Source organism: Brochothrix campestris FSL F6-1037 (genome assembly GCF_000525915.1).
GTDB classification, from domain to species: Bacteria; Bacillota; Bacilli; order Lactobacillales; family Listeriaceae; genus Brochothrix; species Brochothrix campestris.
The window spans coordinates 16,657-31,647 of the sequence record NZ_AODH01000039.1 but is presented as its reverse complement, the minus strand read 5'-3'; the positions used below and the strand labels follow the sequence as shown (position 1 = coordinate 31,647).

Sequence of the window (14,991 nt, the reverse complement as noted above, 5' to 3'; positions counted from 1 at the left end):
GTATCTCAGCACGACCAATAATCACATCAGGTGTCCAGCCTTTAGCTGTCATTTTCTGAATGTAAGTTTGTTGATCCGTACTTAAAATGATAGGTCGTCTGCCACAATATGTTTTATTTTCTTTGTATTTTTGATAATAATCACTGGCTGAGGAACCTTTCTTAAAAAAATTGTAGACATTATCAATCGTTGTCTTGAACATCCTAGTCTCTTCAATCCGGTTAAAACAGATTGTTTCGTTTGGAAATAGGCTTCTATCATTACAAGTACATTTGGTGTAGAGATGTTTATAGGTCATTTGTCTAGCTTAATTTTACTATCGGCGTTTATTTGCTTGCTTACCGATTTCTGTGGTTTTTTTTTACATCAACCCCATAGGTTGTTGCATTATCATACCCGGTCTTTTTATTACTGCTATGCATCCAATCTTCTAATGATTTCGCCCCTTTAGATTGATTGACACTCCCATTAGTTACTGCTAAATTTTTATGATGAGTCGCCATATCATTGCGTTGATCTGCTGTCATATAAAGCCTTGCTTTATCATTGTCATGAATCGATTTTGCCGAAACAACATGGTCGATATGTGTTCGACTATCTTTTTTCAAATGCTTCCGAGTGTAATCATCTTTGATAATTTTATTATTTTTAAAAAGTTCTTTTCGCATTTTAGGAAAATCTTTTTCGTAAGCCTTACGATCAAACTTAGTCGTATATTGCTGTTTAATTTCCTCGTTAGCAAAAACACAGTTGTTTGCATTGTGCAGTGTTGTAAGATTACCACCTTGTTTAAATTGGTCATAGGTCATCCCTAATCCAAACGTTTGCAAAATACTTTTACCGATTTCACGACGACATTCACTCATAAAACTATCTATTTCTGTTTTTTCAATTTTCGTTTCTTGTGCTTGAAATAAATCCTTAAACTCTTCATTTTGTAATATCGTATCTAGTTTTATGTCTGTTGCGATTATACTCACCATCTTCCTGATGTTGTTGACTAGTCTTAAATAACCGAAAAGGTCACGCTTTAGTATTGCACTACATTCTCAATCCAATTTATATACAGGGTCGCTAAATCAATCATTAAATAATACGATGGTTTTATCATAACTTTAAACAAGTGGCGTATCATCTGGATTTGCCCTGACTCAACTGATTTTCCAATAAAAAAACACCGGGATGATCGGCGTGTGCCACATTATGATTTATTGAGGGTATACACCTCCTTTTTTGATGCGAAACGACTTAATAAAAAGAGGTGCTTTTAAAAGCACCTCTTTTAGATAGAATACTTACTTATGATACGCATGACCATGAATAATCCGGTAACTCCGATAAATTTGCTCCACCAACACTAACTTCATCAACTGATGTGGATAGGTCAACTTACCGAATGAGATCAGTTGGTTACTTTTCGCTAACACCGCTTCACTCAAACCGAGTGAGCCACCAATAATAAAGACGATGCTGCTCTTTCCTTGAATACCGAGTTGGTCAATTTGCTGTGCCATTTCCTCAGAGCTATTTTGTTTGCCGTTAATCGCGAGCGCGAACACATAATCCTGCTCTTTTACTTTGGCGAGAATCCGTTCACCTTCTTTGTCTTTCACTTGTAGCATCTCAGCCTCACTGAGGTTTTCAGGCGCTTTCTCATCCGGCACTTCGATGACTTTAAACTTACAATACTTCGTTAAACGCTTCGCATATTCTTCAATCCCTTGCTTTAAATACTTTTCTTTCAACTTACCCACAGAAATAATCGTTATATTCACAGTTTATCATCCTTTTCCACAATGTTATGCACAATCTCTTATCCACACAATCCACACTTTTATCCACATTTTGTAGGCGAACTTACGTTCCCCACTAGATAAACACTCTTATTTTGGCAGTACTCACAGGTTATCCACAGGTCATTTGGTTCAATCTTATTTATTTGCGGGAAGGTCCCCTCTGCATAAATATAGTCATCCAAGATATAATCGACATGTTCATCACAAGCGTAGTAAGCTTTATCAGTTTTATTCATTTTTTTTAAAACCTCCATCTTTCCTTAGTATAAATTATTTTATCCACATTTTCAACGACAGTTATACACAGACGAACCTCATTTTGTGGATAACTGTAAAAAAAAACGTTCGTAACGATGACGTTACGAACGTTTCTCTTAATTAACTAGCACTCAAGGCATCTGACTCTTTCAGTTTTACTTTAATTGTTTGTTTTTTACCGTCGCGATAGATCTCAACATCAACCGTATCACCGATTGTTAGTTTTTGATTATAGAGCGCTTTACGTAATGACATCGAATCTTTCACATCCGCACCAGCAAATTTCACAATCACATCATACGTTTTCATCCCAGCATCAGCGGCTGCAGAGGCGTTTGATACATTTTGTACCATGACACCACTCGTGATTGATTCTGGTAATTTAAGCACATCAACTAATTGTGTCGCTGCTATGGTATTCAAATCACGTAAGGTTACGCCTAATGACGGACGTGTTACTTTTCCATTTGTTTGAAGGGCTGTAATAATTGGTTCGGCATCATTAATCGGAATCGCAAAACCAATGCCTTCAACATCTGATGACGATAGTTTCATTGAGTTAATCCCAATCACTTGTCCATCAATGTTAATTAAGGCCCCCCCACTGTTACCAGGGTTAATCGCCGCATCGGTTTGAATAACATTTGTTTCCCAGTCACTGTTACCATCACTATCAATATCAACTGGAACAGTCCGGTCAATACCTGAAATAATTCCTTGTGTAACTGATCCGGCATAGGCGGTCCCTAATGGGCTACCAATTGCAATCGCTGCTTCACCGGTTTTAAGGGCGGCTGAATCTCCGAAGGTCGCAACTTTTTTTACGTCGGTATCTTTAATTCGTAAGACGGCTAAATCTGTCCACGCATCCGCGCCAATTAATTTCGCTTCCGCTTTTTTACCGCTTGATAGTATTACTTCAAGCGAGTCTGCATCGGCAATAACATGGTTATTGGTCACGATATAAGCATAGCCTTTTTCTTTCTTATAAATAACACCGGAACCAGAACCGGATTCAACCGCTTCATCTGAGGTTGCTGTTTGGCTATTACGACTACCATTTGATCCGCCTAAAATATCATCTAAGCCATTGCTTTGTTTTTGATAGTTCAAAACACTAACAACCGCATCTTCGGCTTTTTTCACGGCGTCGGTAACAGATGATGTCGCATCAACCGATACTTTTTTGACATTGCTCGATTGGGTTGTTTTTGTATCTGAACCAGCTAACGGTGTTGCACCCTTATTATTGCCACCCATCAAGCTGCCACCAAATAAAGCGATGATTAAAGCACCGACTAACACACCTACCAAGCCGCTAAAGAAGTAACCGGCTTGGCTTTTCTTTTGTTTAACAGGCGCTGATTCTGTCGGCATTCCCTCAGATTCAACCGTTTTTATTGGTTCCTCTGTCGCTGTTGGTTCACTTGTAGTCAGCGTTTCTTCAGCAGCAGCTGTTGTTAACTCATCAAATTCTTTATTTTCAGTCATAACAATCGACTCCTTTAATTCGTTTATTTTTCATTTACTCTATGCTTTTACTATACCCTCTAAACATGAAATTTCTATGAATAAACTGTAAAATGATTTTATCATCTTCATTTAAAGAAGAAAAACACTAACCAGTCGCCAGTGTTTTTCAGTATTACTGCTATTTAAATAAGATGATTCAATCCGGTTAACGGTGTCGCCTTATTTGGATCGGTATCAAAAATACGCACCTGTGGCCCGACTGCGATCCCCTGTTGAGCTAGTGTTTGTTCCACTGTCATACGCGCAATATCTTTCATATTATTATCCTGGCTTAAATGTCCTAAGTAAATGCGCTTCGTTTTATCGCCAATTACTTCACTCATTGCCATGCCTGCATCTTCATTCGATAAATGGCCCTCATCCCCTAAAATACGCTGTTTCGTATTCCATGGATAACGACCTGCTCGCAGCATCGCCACATCGTGATTACTCTCAAACAAGTAGACATCTGCATTGCGGATCACACCCTTCATCCGTTCACTCACATAGCCCGTATCGGTCATCGTTACAATCTTATGCGCCCCTTGATGAAAAGTATAAAACATTGGGCTGGCTGCATCATGTGAAACGGTGAACGACTCGACATCAATTGAACCAAATGTTTTTACGCTATCCTCATTAAAGATATATTTTAAATCGGTCGCAATTTCACCAACTGACTGTGGCATCGCCTGCCATGTTTTCTCGTTGGCATAGATTGGTATCTGATATTTGCGTGCTAAGACGCCTAAACCTTTAATATGATCGCTATGTTCATGTGTAATGAGCATCGCATCAACATCGGCTAATGAGCGTCCGACCGATTGGCATAATTCTTCCATCTTCTTACCACTATGACCACAATCAATCAAGAGTAATTGACTATCCGATTCGATTAAGGTCGCATTACCTGAGCTACCACTCGTTAAGAACGAGTAACGTAAATCAGCGACAGCTGGCATTTTACTCGTTGCACTTGTCTTTGTTATAAATTCCATCATTTTCCCCCTAAGACGCTGTCGTATATTCTGTATCATTTGACATGTCTGCTGTTAATACTTGCCCTTCAATGGCATCCACCATCAATTGACTCTTTTGACCATTTACTTCTACTGTATAATACCATACTGGCATATACACATTGGAACTTTCGAGTTCGCCCAAAATATAGTAGCCCAGTTGCACATCGAGCACTGTTGTTTTATCAGCAACCTTGTTGTTTTGAAACAAACTTTCAAACCCTTGCAAGGGCGAAATCAAATCATTACTGCCTTCTAATGGCGTAATATCGGTCAACAAGGTTTGTTGATAGCTCTTAACGTAGCCTTTTTCATAATGAAAGATGAGTTTCGCTTCTTCTCCAAAAACAAACCTTTTTGTCTTATAGTGTTGGCTAAAGACGATTTCATTCGTCGTCTTATCATAGGTCGATAAATGATAAGACGCACCTTGATAAATATTATTGGCAACATAACTTTTAAGCACTGTGAAATTCGGTGCTTCCGCTTTGACCTCATCGGTAATATCACTGCTTATCATTTTATTATTATCCACTAGTTGAAACTTTTGCTTAGTAAGGGACTTAAGGTCTTTGAGGGCAAACTGTTTGTAATGAGCACTCAAATAATGGGCTTGTTTAGGAAATGTTTTGAAATCGGCTTGATCAATCTTAATACCACGTTCGACTAAGCTATCTTCAAAACTCGTGTGACTCAATGCGTCTAATTCATTTTCCTGCTGTTTCATATACAATAAAAACAGGAGATAGACATCGAGCAACATAAATACGACAACAAAGATAACAAGCGTTTTTCGCCATTCCATTAACTGAACCTCCCTTTATTCTAATATCTCATAGTTGCCGTTGACATAATACACCCAGTGCGGTTCTAACGTTACTAATGACGCTTCTGCCCCGCTTCTTTTCATCACATAGACGACATTCAAACCATTCACATTATCTAGTGTGCCGAGTTTATCTCGTAGGTTTTCAAGCGCTTCTGTCGGACTTTTCAATGTCATCTTAACATCTTCTGATGGAATACCGGTACTGAGCTCAAACATGGGACGCTGATAGCGATAAATATTTGAGCTCCCTGAAGTAGTCTTGATCAACGAGCCTCCAAAGTCGCTATAGACTGGAATATTATTAATACTCAAACGATAGCTCACTTCAGCTTTTGTATCATCATAATCATCTATGATAAAATCCCCTGTGAAACCACTATGACTGTTAATATAGCTAATGCTTTCATTAATAACATGTGCCTTATCTGCCTGTGCTTTTTTAGTCTCCGTTATTTCTTGGGCTGGATTAACATAGAGCAACATCCCATTCACTAAATCATAGCGTAATAAAACACTGCCATTAATATATTCACGCACCTTATCGTTGTTACTGATCATCGCCGGATCTGCTTTATTTAATAACGCCTGTTGAAACTTCGCAATTGACAAAGCTTCGGCCACATATGTCTTTTTAGCGAGTACAATCGGCTCTGACGAGGAATTAAACGTGAATCGTTTTAAGACGATTGGTAAAATCGCCCGTGTTTCTTTTGCTTGATACCGTTCATTCAGTTTTCTCAGCGCCTCTGATGTCACATCAGCCACAACGAGTGTACGTGTCTGTGAATTAATGAAACTGACGTTTCCTTTCTTCTTATCAAACGAAAAAATAATTTCATCGAAGGTATCGTCTTCATCAATATTGCTAGTATCCAAATGATTCGTCATTTGCTGATACACGACGTAAGGAATGGCAACATGATACTTAATCCGTAACGAATTCGGTAAGTTTTCCGCATCAATCAATGCTTTTTTACTCAGCGTATCGCTCTGGTGAAGGTTGTTGAACAGTTGCGACTTAACTAAGGCATCAATATCTGCTGTTTTCTGGGAATTCACTTTCCAAAAACTATCATTTTTTTGATAGACAATAAAATTCGGCTTATATAAAGCTCTCCCGCTTTCATTTTGACCGATACTTACTTTTTCTGCCACATCACTCGTAATCGTTTCATAAGCTGGTGTTGCATTCCAAATTTTCCATGCCAATACAATACTTAAGATGACAACAAAAGCTAGTAAGATGGGAATGCTTTTCTTTTTCACTCCCATCCCTCCTCTTCATCCTCAACAAAATCATCATATGGGAGAGTAAACGAAATAATCGTGCCTTTTTCTTCGGTACTTTCAGCCCAAATACGACCGCCGTGAGCATCGATCATTTCTTTGGAAATTGCTAAACCTAAACCTGTACCGCCCATCGCGCGCGACCGCGCTTTGTCGACCCTGAAAAAACGTTGGAAGATCTTTTCTAAATTATTCTTCGGTATCCCCATCCCTTGATCGCGGATACTAATTTTTATTTCATCGCCTTGTCGGGCGAGATAAAATGAAATCGTCCCACCATCTGGAGAATATTTAGTGGCATTTGAAATGATATTATCAATGACTTGCACAATTTTATCTTCATCGATTTCAATCAAGATATACTCGGTCGTAATGTAACGCTTGAAATTAATACTGTCTTTTTTAGACATCTCGTGACGATCAATTATTTGGTTGAAAAATGAATTGAAATGCACAAAATTGCGTTCTAACTTCGTGCGTCCGCTATCTAAACGAGATAATTTCAACAGGTCATTAACCAAGCGAATCATTCGTTCGGTCTCATTTTGAGTCACCTGAATAAAATGCGGCGCAATCGTTGTATCTTTCCAAGCACCATCTCCTAATGCTTCGAGATAGCTTGCCATACTCGTTAATGGTGTTCGCAGTTCATGTGATACATTCGCAACAAATTCACGCAACTCAGCGTCGATTCGTTCTTGCTCGGTAATATCGTGCAAGACTGCAATGACGCCATTAATAAAGCCTGTTTCCCGTTGAATCGCTGAGAAATTGGCGCGTAACACGTAATTTTGACGTTCAGTCGATAAATCAATCGTGACCGACTCTTTTTCTTCCAATAATTTTTCATACGTATAATTGGAATCGATGTTTAATACTTCTGCAATCGAGCGTTCCATTGCATCTTCTTGTTTTATTTTTAGCATATCCGCGGCTGGTCGATTAATTAACATAATTTTACCGCGGCGATCGGTCGCAATCACACCGTCAGTCATATACGAAAGAATTGAGGATAATTTGCGACTTTCACCTTCAACACTCGCTTGTGCATCCTGCACTTTACGGGTCAAAATATTAAAAGCACTTGCCAATTGACCAATTTCATCCATCCCATACACCTTAACTTTGCGAGAGTAGTTCCCTCGCGTCATCGCTACGGCTTGTTCGCGCATTTCTTTGATTGGTTTCGTAATTGTACGCGCCAACCAGACACCTAATAGACAGGTGATTGCCATCGCAAAAATCGTCCCTTTGACAAAGATACTCGTGATTTCAGTCACCTGTGTATAGACGGGTTCAATTTCAGAAACAATGTAAATAACACCGCGGGTATCATTTTGTAATTTCAATGGTTGCGCCATCACCCATACACGCTGTTTTTTATCCTTATCCAATAATATATTATCTTCTTTTGTGTTATTTAATAACGTTCGGCGGATCATCTGGTCTTTGGCTTGTTGTCCAACCATCGTTTGATTGGCGCTACTGGTCGTACCAATGACACGACCAGCACCATTGACAACACGAACTTCTCTTACATTGGTAAGACTACCCGAAAAACTCGTCATTGTCTTTTGAATTTCAACTTCGGCAGCTTCTTCTTTTTCTTTCGCACTTGTGTTTGCCTTATCATCGACGTCGTCCATTACGTCTTGAATATTATTTTCGAGCAGGCTCACACGGTCACGAATAGATTGCTGAAAATTATATACTAATTGATGCTCTACTTTTTGGACAAAGTAGGCACTAATGATTTGCATTGCAATTAATACGAGTAACATATATACAAGGACAATTTTAAAATGAATCGATTGATATATTTTTAGCCGTTTCATAGCGCACTACTCCTGTTCAGGGTTACGTAAATAATAGCCTACCCCACGTCTTGTTACGAGCCACGTTGGATGACTTGGTGTATCTTCAATTTTTTCACGCAAGCGTCTCACTGTTACATCCACGGTACGAACATCGCCAAAGTAGTCATACCCCCACACGGTTTGCAGTAAGTTTTCACGCGTCATCACTTGTCCAATATGTTGTGCCAAGTAGTGGAGCAGTTCAAACTCACGATGTGTCAAATCAATTTGTTGTCCCCGTTTCGAAGCGACGTAAGCTTCGGGATGAATAATTAAGGCACCAATTTTTATCTCGGTGATTTTTTCTTGCTTTTGGATATTTTCCGCATTCGAACGTCGGCGTAAATTTGCTTTAACACGGGCAATTAATTCACGGTTACTAAATGGTTTCGTTACATAATCATCGGCGCCTAATTCAAGACCTAATACCTTATCGAACTCGGAATCCTTTGCTGTGACCATAATAATCGGCATATCATATTTTTTGCGGATTTCTCGACACACTTCCATCCCATCACGGCCAGGTAACATGATATCGAGTAAGACAAGGTCTGGTTGAAAGGCCTCAACTTTATCCAACGCTTCATCCCCATCATAGGCAACCTCAACCTCATAACCTTCTTTAGTTAAATTAAAATCAACGATGTCTGCGATTGGCTTTTCATCATCAACAACAAGTATTTTTTTCTCGCTCATGGTCAATCCCCTCTCTTTGGTTCATCTATCGGATTACTACGTTATCTTTTTAATCATATAATCATTATAACTGATTTAGACGACACTCGCACGAAATCACTAGCAGTCATGCTCCGTTACATTATCACAAAAAAAACAGCAGGCGTCTCCTTATTCAGGAACACATGCTGCTTTTTAATAATTTATAGCTGAAACACCGTCTCATCATCTGATTGACAGTGACGCTTACTTAATAACTGCCCCAACTTCATCAATCATTTCATTGACAGATTCAAGCCCTCCGCCACCTAAATACCAAACTTCGGGATTCAAGTAAACGACGTGTTTGTTTTTATACGCATTTGTCGTTTCAACCAGTTCATTTTCGACCACTTTTTTGCCACTGGCTTCGCCACCAATCGCTGCGCTACGGTCAACCACGAATAAGTAATCAGGGTTTTTCTCGCTGATGTATTCAAATGAAACACTTTGTCCGTGGGTTGCCACCTTCAGCTCTTTATCAGCTGGTGTAAAGCCCAGCACATCATGGATGAGACCAAAGCGTGACTGCGATCCATAAGCCGATGCCTTACCTTCGTTCGCTAAAATAATTAAGGCCGTTTTATCAGTAGGTACCTTGGCTTTAAATGTTTTCACTTTCTCATTAATTGCTCCAAGTTCTGTTTCAGCGGCTGTTTCTTTACTAAATACTTTCGCTAATTCAGTCGTATTTTGTGTCAATGAGTTTAAGTAATCTGTCGTATCGACGGATAACTGAATTGTGGGGGCGATTGCACCCAATTTATCATTCATTTCAGCTAAGCGGCCTGAACTAATGATTAAATCCGGTTTTAATTCGTTGACTTTTTCGATGTCGATTTCTTTTAAGCCACCTAAATTAGCGACTTTATCAGTGTCGTATTTTTTCAAGTAGCTCGGTACGCCTTCACGTGGCATCCCCACAACTGTATCACCCACACCTAAAGCGTCCATTGTATCAAGCACACCGTAGTCAAGCACGATTACTTTTTCAGGGTTCTTTGGCACTTTTACATCACCATTGGTCGTTTTAATCGTCACCGCTGCTGCTTTGTTTACGTCATCCTTCTTCGCATCTTCTTTCGGGCTACAGGCAACTAATAAGACCAACATCAGCGTTGCCATAATCATCAACATTTTCTTCATTTTTCTTCCCCCTTATAATAGTCATTCTTTAAAATACAAGCAATACTTACAACTGTTGACCTCAGTAATTGCCAACGGCATATCGTACACTAACTTGAGCATCTCGGTCGTCATCATCGATTCGGTATCACCTTGGGCCACTACTTTTCCATCTTTTAAGCCGACCATGTAATCGGCATAAGCCGATGCAAAATTAATGTCGTGCAACACAATCACAATCGTTTTACCAAATTCATCCACAAGCCGACGTAGTATTTTCATCATCTGAACGGCATGTTTCATATCTAAATTATTCAAAGGTTCATCGAGCAAGACGTATTCTGTGTCCTGTGCAATAATCATTGCAATATACACCCGTTGTTGCTGACCCCCTGACAGTTCGTCAAGGTAGGCATTCTTTAAGGACGTTATTTCCATGTATGCTAATGCTTCGTCGATTTTTTGTTGGTCGACGGCCGTCAATCGTCCTTGCGAATACGGAAACCGGCCGAATGCGACTAAGTCGGCCACGCTCAAACGGGCACTCACGTGATTGCTCTGTTTTAAAATCGCCAATTTTTGCGCAAGAGCACGACTTTTCCACTGTGTAACATCTCGTTCATCAATCAAAACGTTGCCCTCTTCTTTACTAATAAGCCGGCTCATAATACCCAACAAGGTGCTTTTCCCCGCCCCATTGGCTCCGATAAAAGCGGTCAGCTGTTGTGAGGGAATCGTCAAGGTTACCTCATCTAATATTATTTTTTGCTGATATTTCTTCGATACTCCCAGTGATTGTAACATTACTTCCGTCCTTTCTTCACAAGCAGGTAAATAAAGTAACTACCGCCGATGAAATTGATAATGACACTCAAAGTTGTCGCAAAAGTGAGTAAGCGTTCAACGATAAATTGGCCCAGGACGAGCGCAATGATTGCGATTAAAATCGCACCTGGCAATAAGATTGCATGTCGATGTGTTGAAAAAAACTGATAGGACAAATTAACGACGAGTAAGCCTAGAAAACTCACCGGACCGACCAAGGCGGTCGATGTCGAAATAAGAATCGCCACAATCAATAAAATATGTCGTGCCATCTTTGTATACGACACGCCGAGATTAACACATTGGTCCTTGCCTAATTGCAACACATCTAAACGGCGGTAGATGAACATAACATACAGTAACGCTATCACCGTAAACACGGTAGCAATTACTAATACATCTCCGTTAACAGCAGTAAAACTCGCAAACATCTTGCCTTGAACAATTAAAAAGTCATCAGGATCAATTAACATTTGCATAAAAGAGGCCCCACTTTGAAACAAGGTTCCTAATATAATGCCAAACAATAATAACGTAAAGACAGACTGACTTAATCGTCCGAACAAAACATAATAAAGCAAAAATGAGAACAGCATCATCAACAACAATGTCACCACGAAATTAAGGTTTTTACTGGCTAACAACTGCGTGCTGCTCCCTAAAAAGTAAACTAACGCGGTTTGAAAGAGCATATATAAGGCATCAAGCCCCATAATACTAGGGGTTAAAATGCGATTTTGCGTCAGTGTTTGAAACAATAAGGTTGAGACTGCCACAGCAATCGCAGTTAGTAGTAAGGCGCCTAATTTAACGCTACGGGTACTCACTGCGAACTGCCAACTGCCCCCAAGATGGTAGAGTATAAATAAGGCGATACTCGCACAGGCGAGCAACATTAACACGGTAAAACGCCAGCTATGCTTTGCCACGTACATCCCTCCTCAATAAGAGGTAGAGAAAAATAACGCTACCAATCATACCGACCATTAAACTGATTGAAACTTCGTACGGATAAATCACAACTCGGCCGAGAATATCACAGGCAAGCACGAAGGCTGCACCTAACAAAGCTGTTAATGGTAAGTTTTGCCGAAGGTTATCGCCGAGATAAAGGCTGACGATGTTTGGTACAATTAAACCAAGAAATGGAATCGAACCGACTGTTAAGATAATCGCCGCGCTCATCAACGATACAATCACTAAACCAATCGTCACCGTTGCACGGTAATTCAACCCTAATCCAACAGCAACGGAGTCACCCAACCCGGCCAAGGTGATGCGATTGGCAAATAGATAAATCAGCACAAATAGTGGAATCGCCACGTAAAGCCACTCATACCGTCCACGTAGAACTGCCGAAAAATCACCTTGCATCCATGAATTGATGTTTTGAATGAGGTTGTTTTTATAGGCAAAGAAAGTTGTGACAGCATTCAATACCCCACCGAACATTAAACCAATCAGTGGGATGAGCACGGGATCTTTCAACGGAATCCGGTTTAACAATTGAATGAAAACAAAGGTGCCTGCTAAGGCAAACACAAAGGCAACTGTTATTTTCCCAAGCATGCTAGCTGCTGGAAAAACCATCATCGCGACGAGTACACCGAGTCGAGCAGCATCCATCGTGCCAGCTGTCGTAGGTGAAACGAAGCGATTACGGGTCAAACGTTGCATAATCATCCCGCAAACGCTAATGCCGGCTCCCGCAATCACAATCGCCAATAGTCGGGGCAGACGTGAAATGAGCATAATTTGTTGCTGTGCCTGATTCAAATGGAAGATGTCACCCCAGGCGATGTGTTCCACACCCGTCATTAACGAGATGATACTCAGTCCAATTGTGATAATAAGTAATAGCCAAATTTTCACGGTGTCCGCCCTTTCAAGTTGCTGTTTTCATACCGTTACTCTATCATGATTGATAATCATTATCAATTAGTTTTAAGGTAACCTTGCCTATTTGACGTCATTTTACCGAAAAGTGTGTCTATTTTGTTAACGCTATCAAATTCATGCTTGCCGCTGTTTTTTACTCTTTTTATAGATTCATTTTGATAACCTTCAATTTATTGGTATAATATTTCCGTATGTCTGTTCGTTAACAATGAATCAGACCGTAACAAAATGTTACGAATATAGAGAAAAGGGGAACAATAACGTGAGTAATAAAAAGACATCGACGAATGTCGAGATTTGGGCGGACCTCGTGAACATTAAAGATTTACTGCTTTCAATTGCCATTTGTCTTGTTTTCACACTAGGCGCTTATTTTATCGCGCCGAATAAAGCGCCGTTGCCGTTGTTTTTCGGTTTAGGTGGAGCTGTCATTGGTTTTATTTTAACAAGTTGTCTCATTAAACCGAAGCGCATCGTCAAAGAAGAAAGTGACGGTGATCATCAATGACCGTTCAACTTGTGATTGAAATGATCATTGCAGCTGTAGGCGCTGCCGCCTTGTACACTGTCATTGGGATTGCACCTGGAACTGATGAAACCGCCGTCCTAGCACCGGTCACCTTAGCACTTGTGTTACTCGGTGTTGATCCGATTGTCGTACTCGCCTTCTTTATTTCAGCGGTTGTAACACTCAACTTGACCGATGCAATTCCTGTTGCCGTAGCCGGTATTCCCGGCGGGGTAATGGCCGCTCCGATGGTTCCTTATGGAATGATTTTAAAACAGGCCGGACAAAGTGTTATTGGTATTAAAAAAAATGGCCTCAGGTGCTGTCATCGGTACACTTGTTGCTGTACCCGTCAGTTTGATTTTAGCGTCGGTCTTAGCACCGTTATCGAAGGTAATTGCCGCTTATTCAGCTCCTGTCTTTTTTCTTTTGGGGCACTCTTTTTAGCCTTAATGAGTCGTAATAAAATTATCTCAATTATCGTCATCGTTCCCTTCGCCATGCTAGTCCAAGGCTTACGCCATCTCTATTGGGGCATTGGCGCTGTACCTGAAACAACGACTGTGTCCTTATCCTTTTTCCTCGGCATCACGATTGGACCAATGATTTTCAGTATGCTATCACTCTTAAACAAAGACCATTTAGCAACTGTCAAACGCGAGGATAAGCGTGTCATCGTCATTCCACAGGCCGAAAAAACGACTGGTTTTCCGAACCCATTCAAAATGTTAACGAAACAAGAAACAGTTGCAACTGCCGCCTCATCATTAGCAGGTTCTTTAACCTTCTTTATGAGCCCGGTTGGTATGACAATTTTATTCGGTGAAGCTGTCGTTAATCGTATTAAAGATCCGCTTATAAAAGCGCGAATGGCGCTAGCAAGCATGGATGGCTTAGCACACTCGACTTATATCGCCGGGATTCTCATTCCGTTAATCGCCTTAGGCATTCCGTTATCACCAGTGGCAATTGGCCCTGCCAACCCACTTTTCAATGCCGCACCTGTCTTTACCGCTGACCATAACATGCACCATGTCTTATCATACGGTGATTTTGTTTGGGCAACCTTAATTGGCTCTGTCATCGGTTTAGGCTTAACGTATTACGTGATGATGAAGTATGCCACCCATATTTCACGCTTTGTCTTTAAATATATTCCGCACGAAGCAATTTTAGGGCTTTTCATCTCACTTGTAGCAATGCTTGCCTACATGGACGGTGGCTGGATTAACATCTTTGGCGTTCTACTTGTTGCCATCGTATCAGGGGCTATCTCTCGCTTAGGTGTCAATTATGGTGTAATGTTTATGGCAATGTATGCCGCACCTTGGCTTTTAAGCAAATTCTTCTAACGAAAGGGCTG

At 40.4% G+C, this 14,991-nt stretch carries 15 protein-coding genes and 1 pseudogene; 2 read left to right on the top strand and 14 right to left on the bottom strand.

The features are described from left to right. From BCAMP_RS08975 to BCAMP_RS08910, 14 genes and pseudogenes are all read right to left on the bottom strand, one after another. Positions 1-298, bottom strand: a pseudogene (locus BCAMP_RS08975) (IS30 family transposase); the annotation flags it as partial. Between the two features lie 40 nt (positions 299-338). Next, a complete protein-coding gene (locus tag BCAMP_RS08970; RefSeq protein ID WP_051456998.1) occupies positions 339-983 on the bottom strand; it encodes a hypothetical protein in 645 nt (214 codons plus the stop codon). 312 nt (positions 984-1,295) lie between these two features. Continuing rightward, positions 1,296-1,775, bottom strand: a complete 480-nt coding sequence (gene rlmH, locus BCAMP_RS08965) for a 23S rRNA (pseudouridine(1915)-N(3))-methyltransferase RlmH (protein ID WP_035315085.1) — start codon at positions 1,773-1,775, stop codon at positions 1,296-1,298. Positions 1,776-1,834: 59 nt separating this feature from the next. Continuing rightward, positions 1,835-2,032 (bottom strand): CxxH/CxxC protein, encoded by a 198-nt coding sequence (locus BCAMP_RS08960; RefSeq protein ID WP_035315083.1) that lies wholly within the window; start codon positions 2,030-2,032, stop codon positions 1,835-1,837. A 142-nt stretch (positions 2,033-2,174) separates the two neighbouring features. Further along, positions 2,175-3,545, bottom strand: coding sequence for a S1C family serine protease (locus BCAMP_RS08955; RefSeq protein ID WP_051456997.1), 1,371 nt, complete (start codon positions 3,543-3,545; stop codon positions 2,175-2,177). 164 nt (positions 3,546-3,709) lie between these two features. After that, positions 3,710-4,528: an MBL fold metallo-hydrolase gene (locus BCAMP_RS08950; protein ID WP_035315089.1), complete on the bottom strand. Its 819-nt coding sequence runs from the start codon at positions 4,526-4,528 to the stop codon at positions 3,710-3,712. Between the two features lie 46 nt (positions 4,529-4,574). Next, a complete protein-coding gene (locus BCAMP_RS08945; RefSeq protein WP_035315082.1) occupies positions 4,575-5,390 on the bottom strand; it encodes a two-component system regulatory protein YycI in 816 nt (271 codons plus the stop codon). Positions 5,391-5,405: 15 nt separating this feature from the next. Continuing rightward, the gene (locus tag BCAMP_RS08940; RefSeq protein WP_035315080.1) at positions 5,406-6,680 is read right to left on the bottom strand and encodes a YycH family regulatory protein; all 1,275 of its coding nucleotides are present in this window, start codon (positions 6,678-6,680) and stop codon (positions 5,406-5,408) included. Next, positions 6,677-8,536: a cell wall metabolism sensor histidine kinase WalK gene (gene walK / locus BCAMP_RS08935; protein ID WP_035315079.1), complete on the bottom strand. Its 1,860-nt coding sequence runs from the start codon at positions 8,534-8,536 to the stop codon at positions 6,677-6,679. Before walK ends, BCAMP_RS08940 begins: the two co-directional genes overlap by 4 nt. Before the next feature lie 6 nt (positions 8,537-8,542). Further along, positions 8,543-9,253 carry a response regulator YycF gene (gene yycF / locus BCAMP_RS08930; protein WP_035315077.1) on the bottom strand — a complete coding sequence of 237 codons (711 nt, stop codon included), beginning with the start codon at positions 9,251-9,253 and terminating at the stop codon, positions 8,543-8,545. 225 nt (positions 9,254-9,478) lie between these two features. Next, positions 9,479-10,417: a siderophore ABC transporter substrate-binding protein gene (locus BCAMP_RS08925; RefSeq protein ID WP_035315076.1), complete on the bottom strand. Its 939-nt coding sequence runs from the start codon at positions 10,415-10,417 to the stop codon at positions 9,479-9,481. Between the two features lie 21 nt (positions 10,418-10,438). Next, positions 10,439-11,200 (bottom strand): iron ABC transporter ATP-binding protein, encoded by a 762-nt coding sequence (locus BCAMP_RS08920; protein WP_035315074.1) that lies wholly within the window; start codon positions 11,198-11,200, stop codon positions 10,439-10,441. Then, positions 11,200-12,150 (bottom strand): iron chelate uptake ABC transporter family permease subunit, encoded by a 951-nt coding sequence (locus BCAMP_RS08915; RefSeq protein ID WP_269479285.1) that lies wholly within the window; start codon positions 12,148-12,150, stop codon positions 11,200-11,202. Before BCAMP_RS08915 ends, BCAMP_RS08920 begins: the two co-directional genes overlap by 1 nt. Beyond that, the gene (locus tag BCAMP_RS08910; protein WP_035315072.1) at positions 12,137-13,093 is read right to left on the bottom strand and encodes an ABC transporter permease; all 957 of its coding nucleotides are present in this window, start codon (positions 13,091-13,093) and stop codon (positions 12,137-12,139) included. The genes BCAMP_RS08915 and BCAMP_RS08910 overlap by 14 nt, the downstream gene beginning before the upstream one ends. Positions 13,094-13,382: 289 nt before the next feature. On the opposite strand from BCAMP_RS08910, the gene BCAMP_RS08905 reads away from it, so the two are divergent. Then, complete coding sequence (locus BCAMP_RS08905) at positions 13,383-13,628, top strand: hypothetical protein (protein WP_035315071.1); 246 nt, start codon at positions 13,383-13,385, stop codon at positions 13,626-13,628. Beyond that, the gene (locus BCAMP_RS08900) at positions 13,625-14,980 is read left to right on the top strand and encodes a tripartite tricarboxylate transporter permease (protein WP_084038743.1); all 1,356 of its coding nucleotides are present in this window, start codon (positions 13,625-13,627) and stop codon (positions 14,978-14,980) included. Before BCAMP_RS08905 ends, BCAMP_RS08900 begins: the two co-directional genes overlap by 4 nt. Positions 14,981-14,991 lie beyond the last annotated feature (11 nt).

What these genes read in the sequence shown, in the direction of transcription:
- BCAMP_RS08920 (WP_035315074.1), bottom strand. Translation starts at nt 11,200, where the DNA reads ATGTTACAATCACTGGGAGTATCGAAGAAATATCAGCAAAAAATAATA.
- BCAMP_RS08950 (WP_035315089.1), bottom strand. Translation starts at nt 4,528, where the DNA reads ATGCCAGCTGTCGCTGATTTACGTTACTCGTTCTTAACGAGTGGTAGC.
- walK (WP_035315079.1), bottom strand. Translation starts at nt 8,536, where the DNA reads ATGAAACGGCTAAAAATATATCAATCGATTCATTTTAAAATTGTCCTT.
- BCAMP_RS08970 (WP_051456998.1), bottom strand. Translation starts at nt 983, where the DNA reads ATGGTGAGTATAATCGCAACAGACATAAAACTAGATACGATATTACAA.
- BCAMP_RS08925 (WP_035315076.1), bottom strand. Translation starts at nt 10,417, where the DNA reads ATGAAGAAAATGTTGATGATTATGGCAACGCTGATGTTGGTCTTATTA.
- BCAMP_RS08900 (WP_084038743.1), top strand. Translation starts at nt 13,625, where the DNA reads ATGACCGTTCAACTTGTGATTGAAATGATCATTGCAGCTGTAGGCGCT.
- BCAMP_RS08955 (WP_051456997.1), bottom strand. Translation starts at nt 3,545, where the DNA reads ATGACTGAAAATAAAGAATTTGATGAGTTAACAACAGCTGCTGCTGAA.
- BCAMP_RS08945 (WP_035315082.1), bottom strand. Translation starts at nt 5,390, where the DNA reads ATGGAATGGCGAAAAACGCTTGTTATCTTTGTTGTCGTATTTATGTTG.
- yycF (WP_035315077.1), bottom strand. Translation starts at nt 9,253, where the DNA reads ATGAGCGAGAAAAAAATACTTGTTGTTGATGATGAAAAGCCAATCGCA.
- BCAMP_RS08960 (WP_035315083.1), bottom strand. Translation starts at nt 2,032, where the DNA reads ATGAATAAAACTGATAAAGCTTACTACGCTTGTGATGAACATGTCGAT.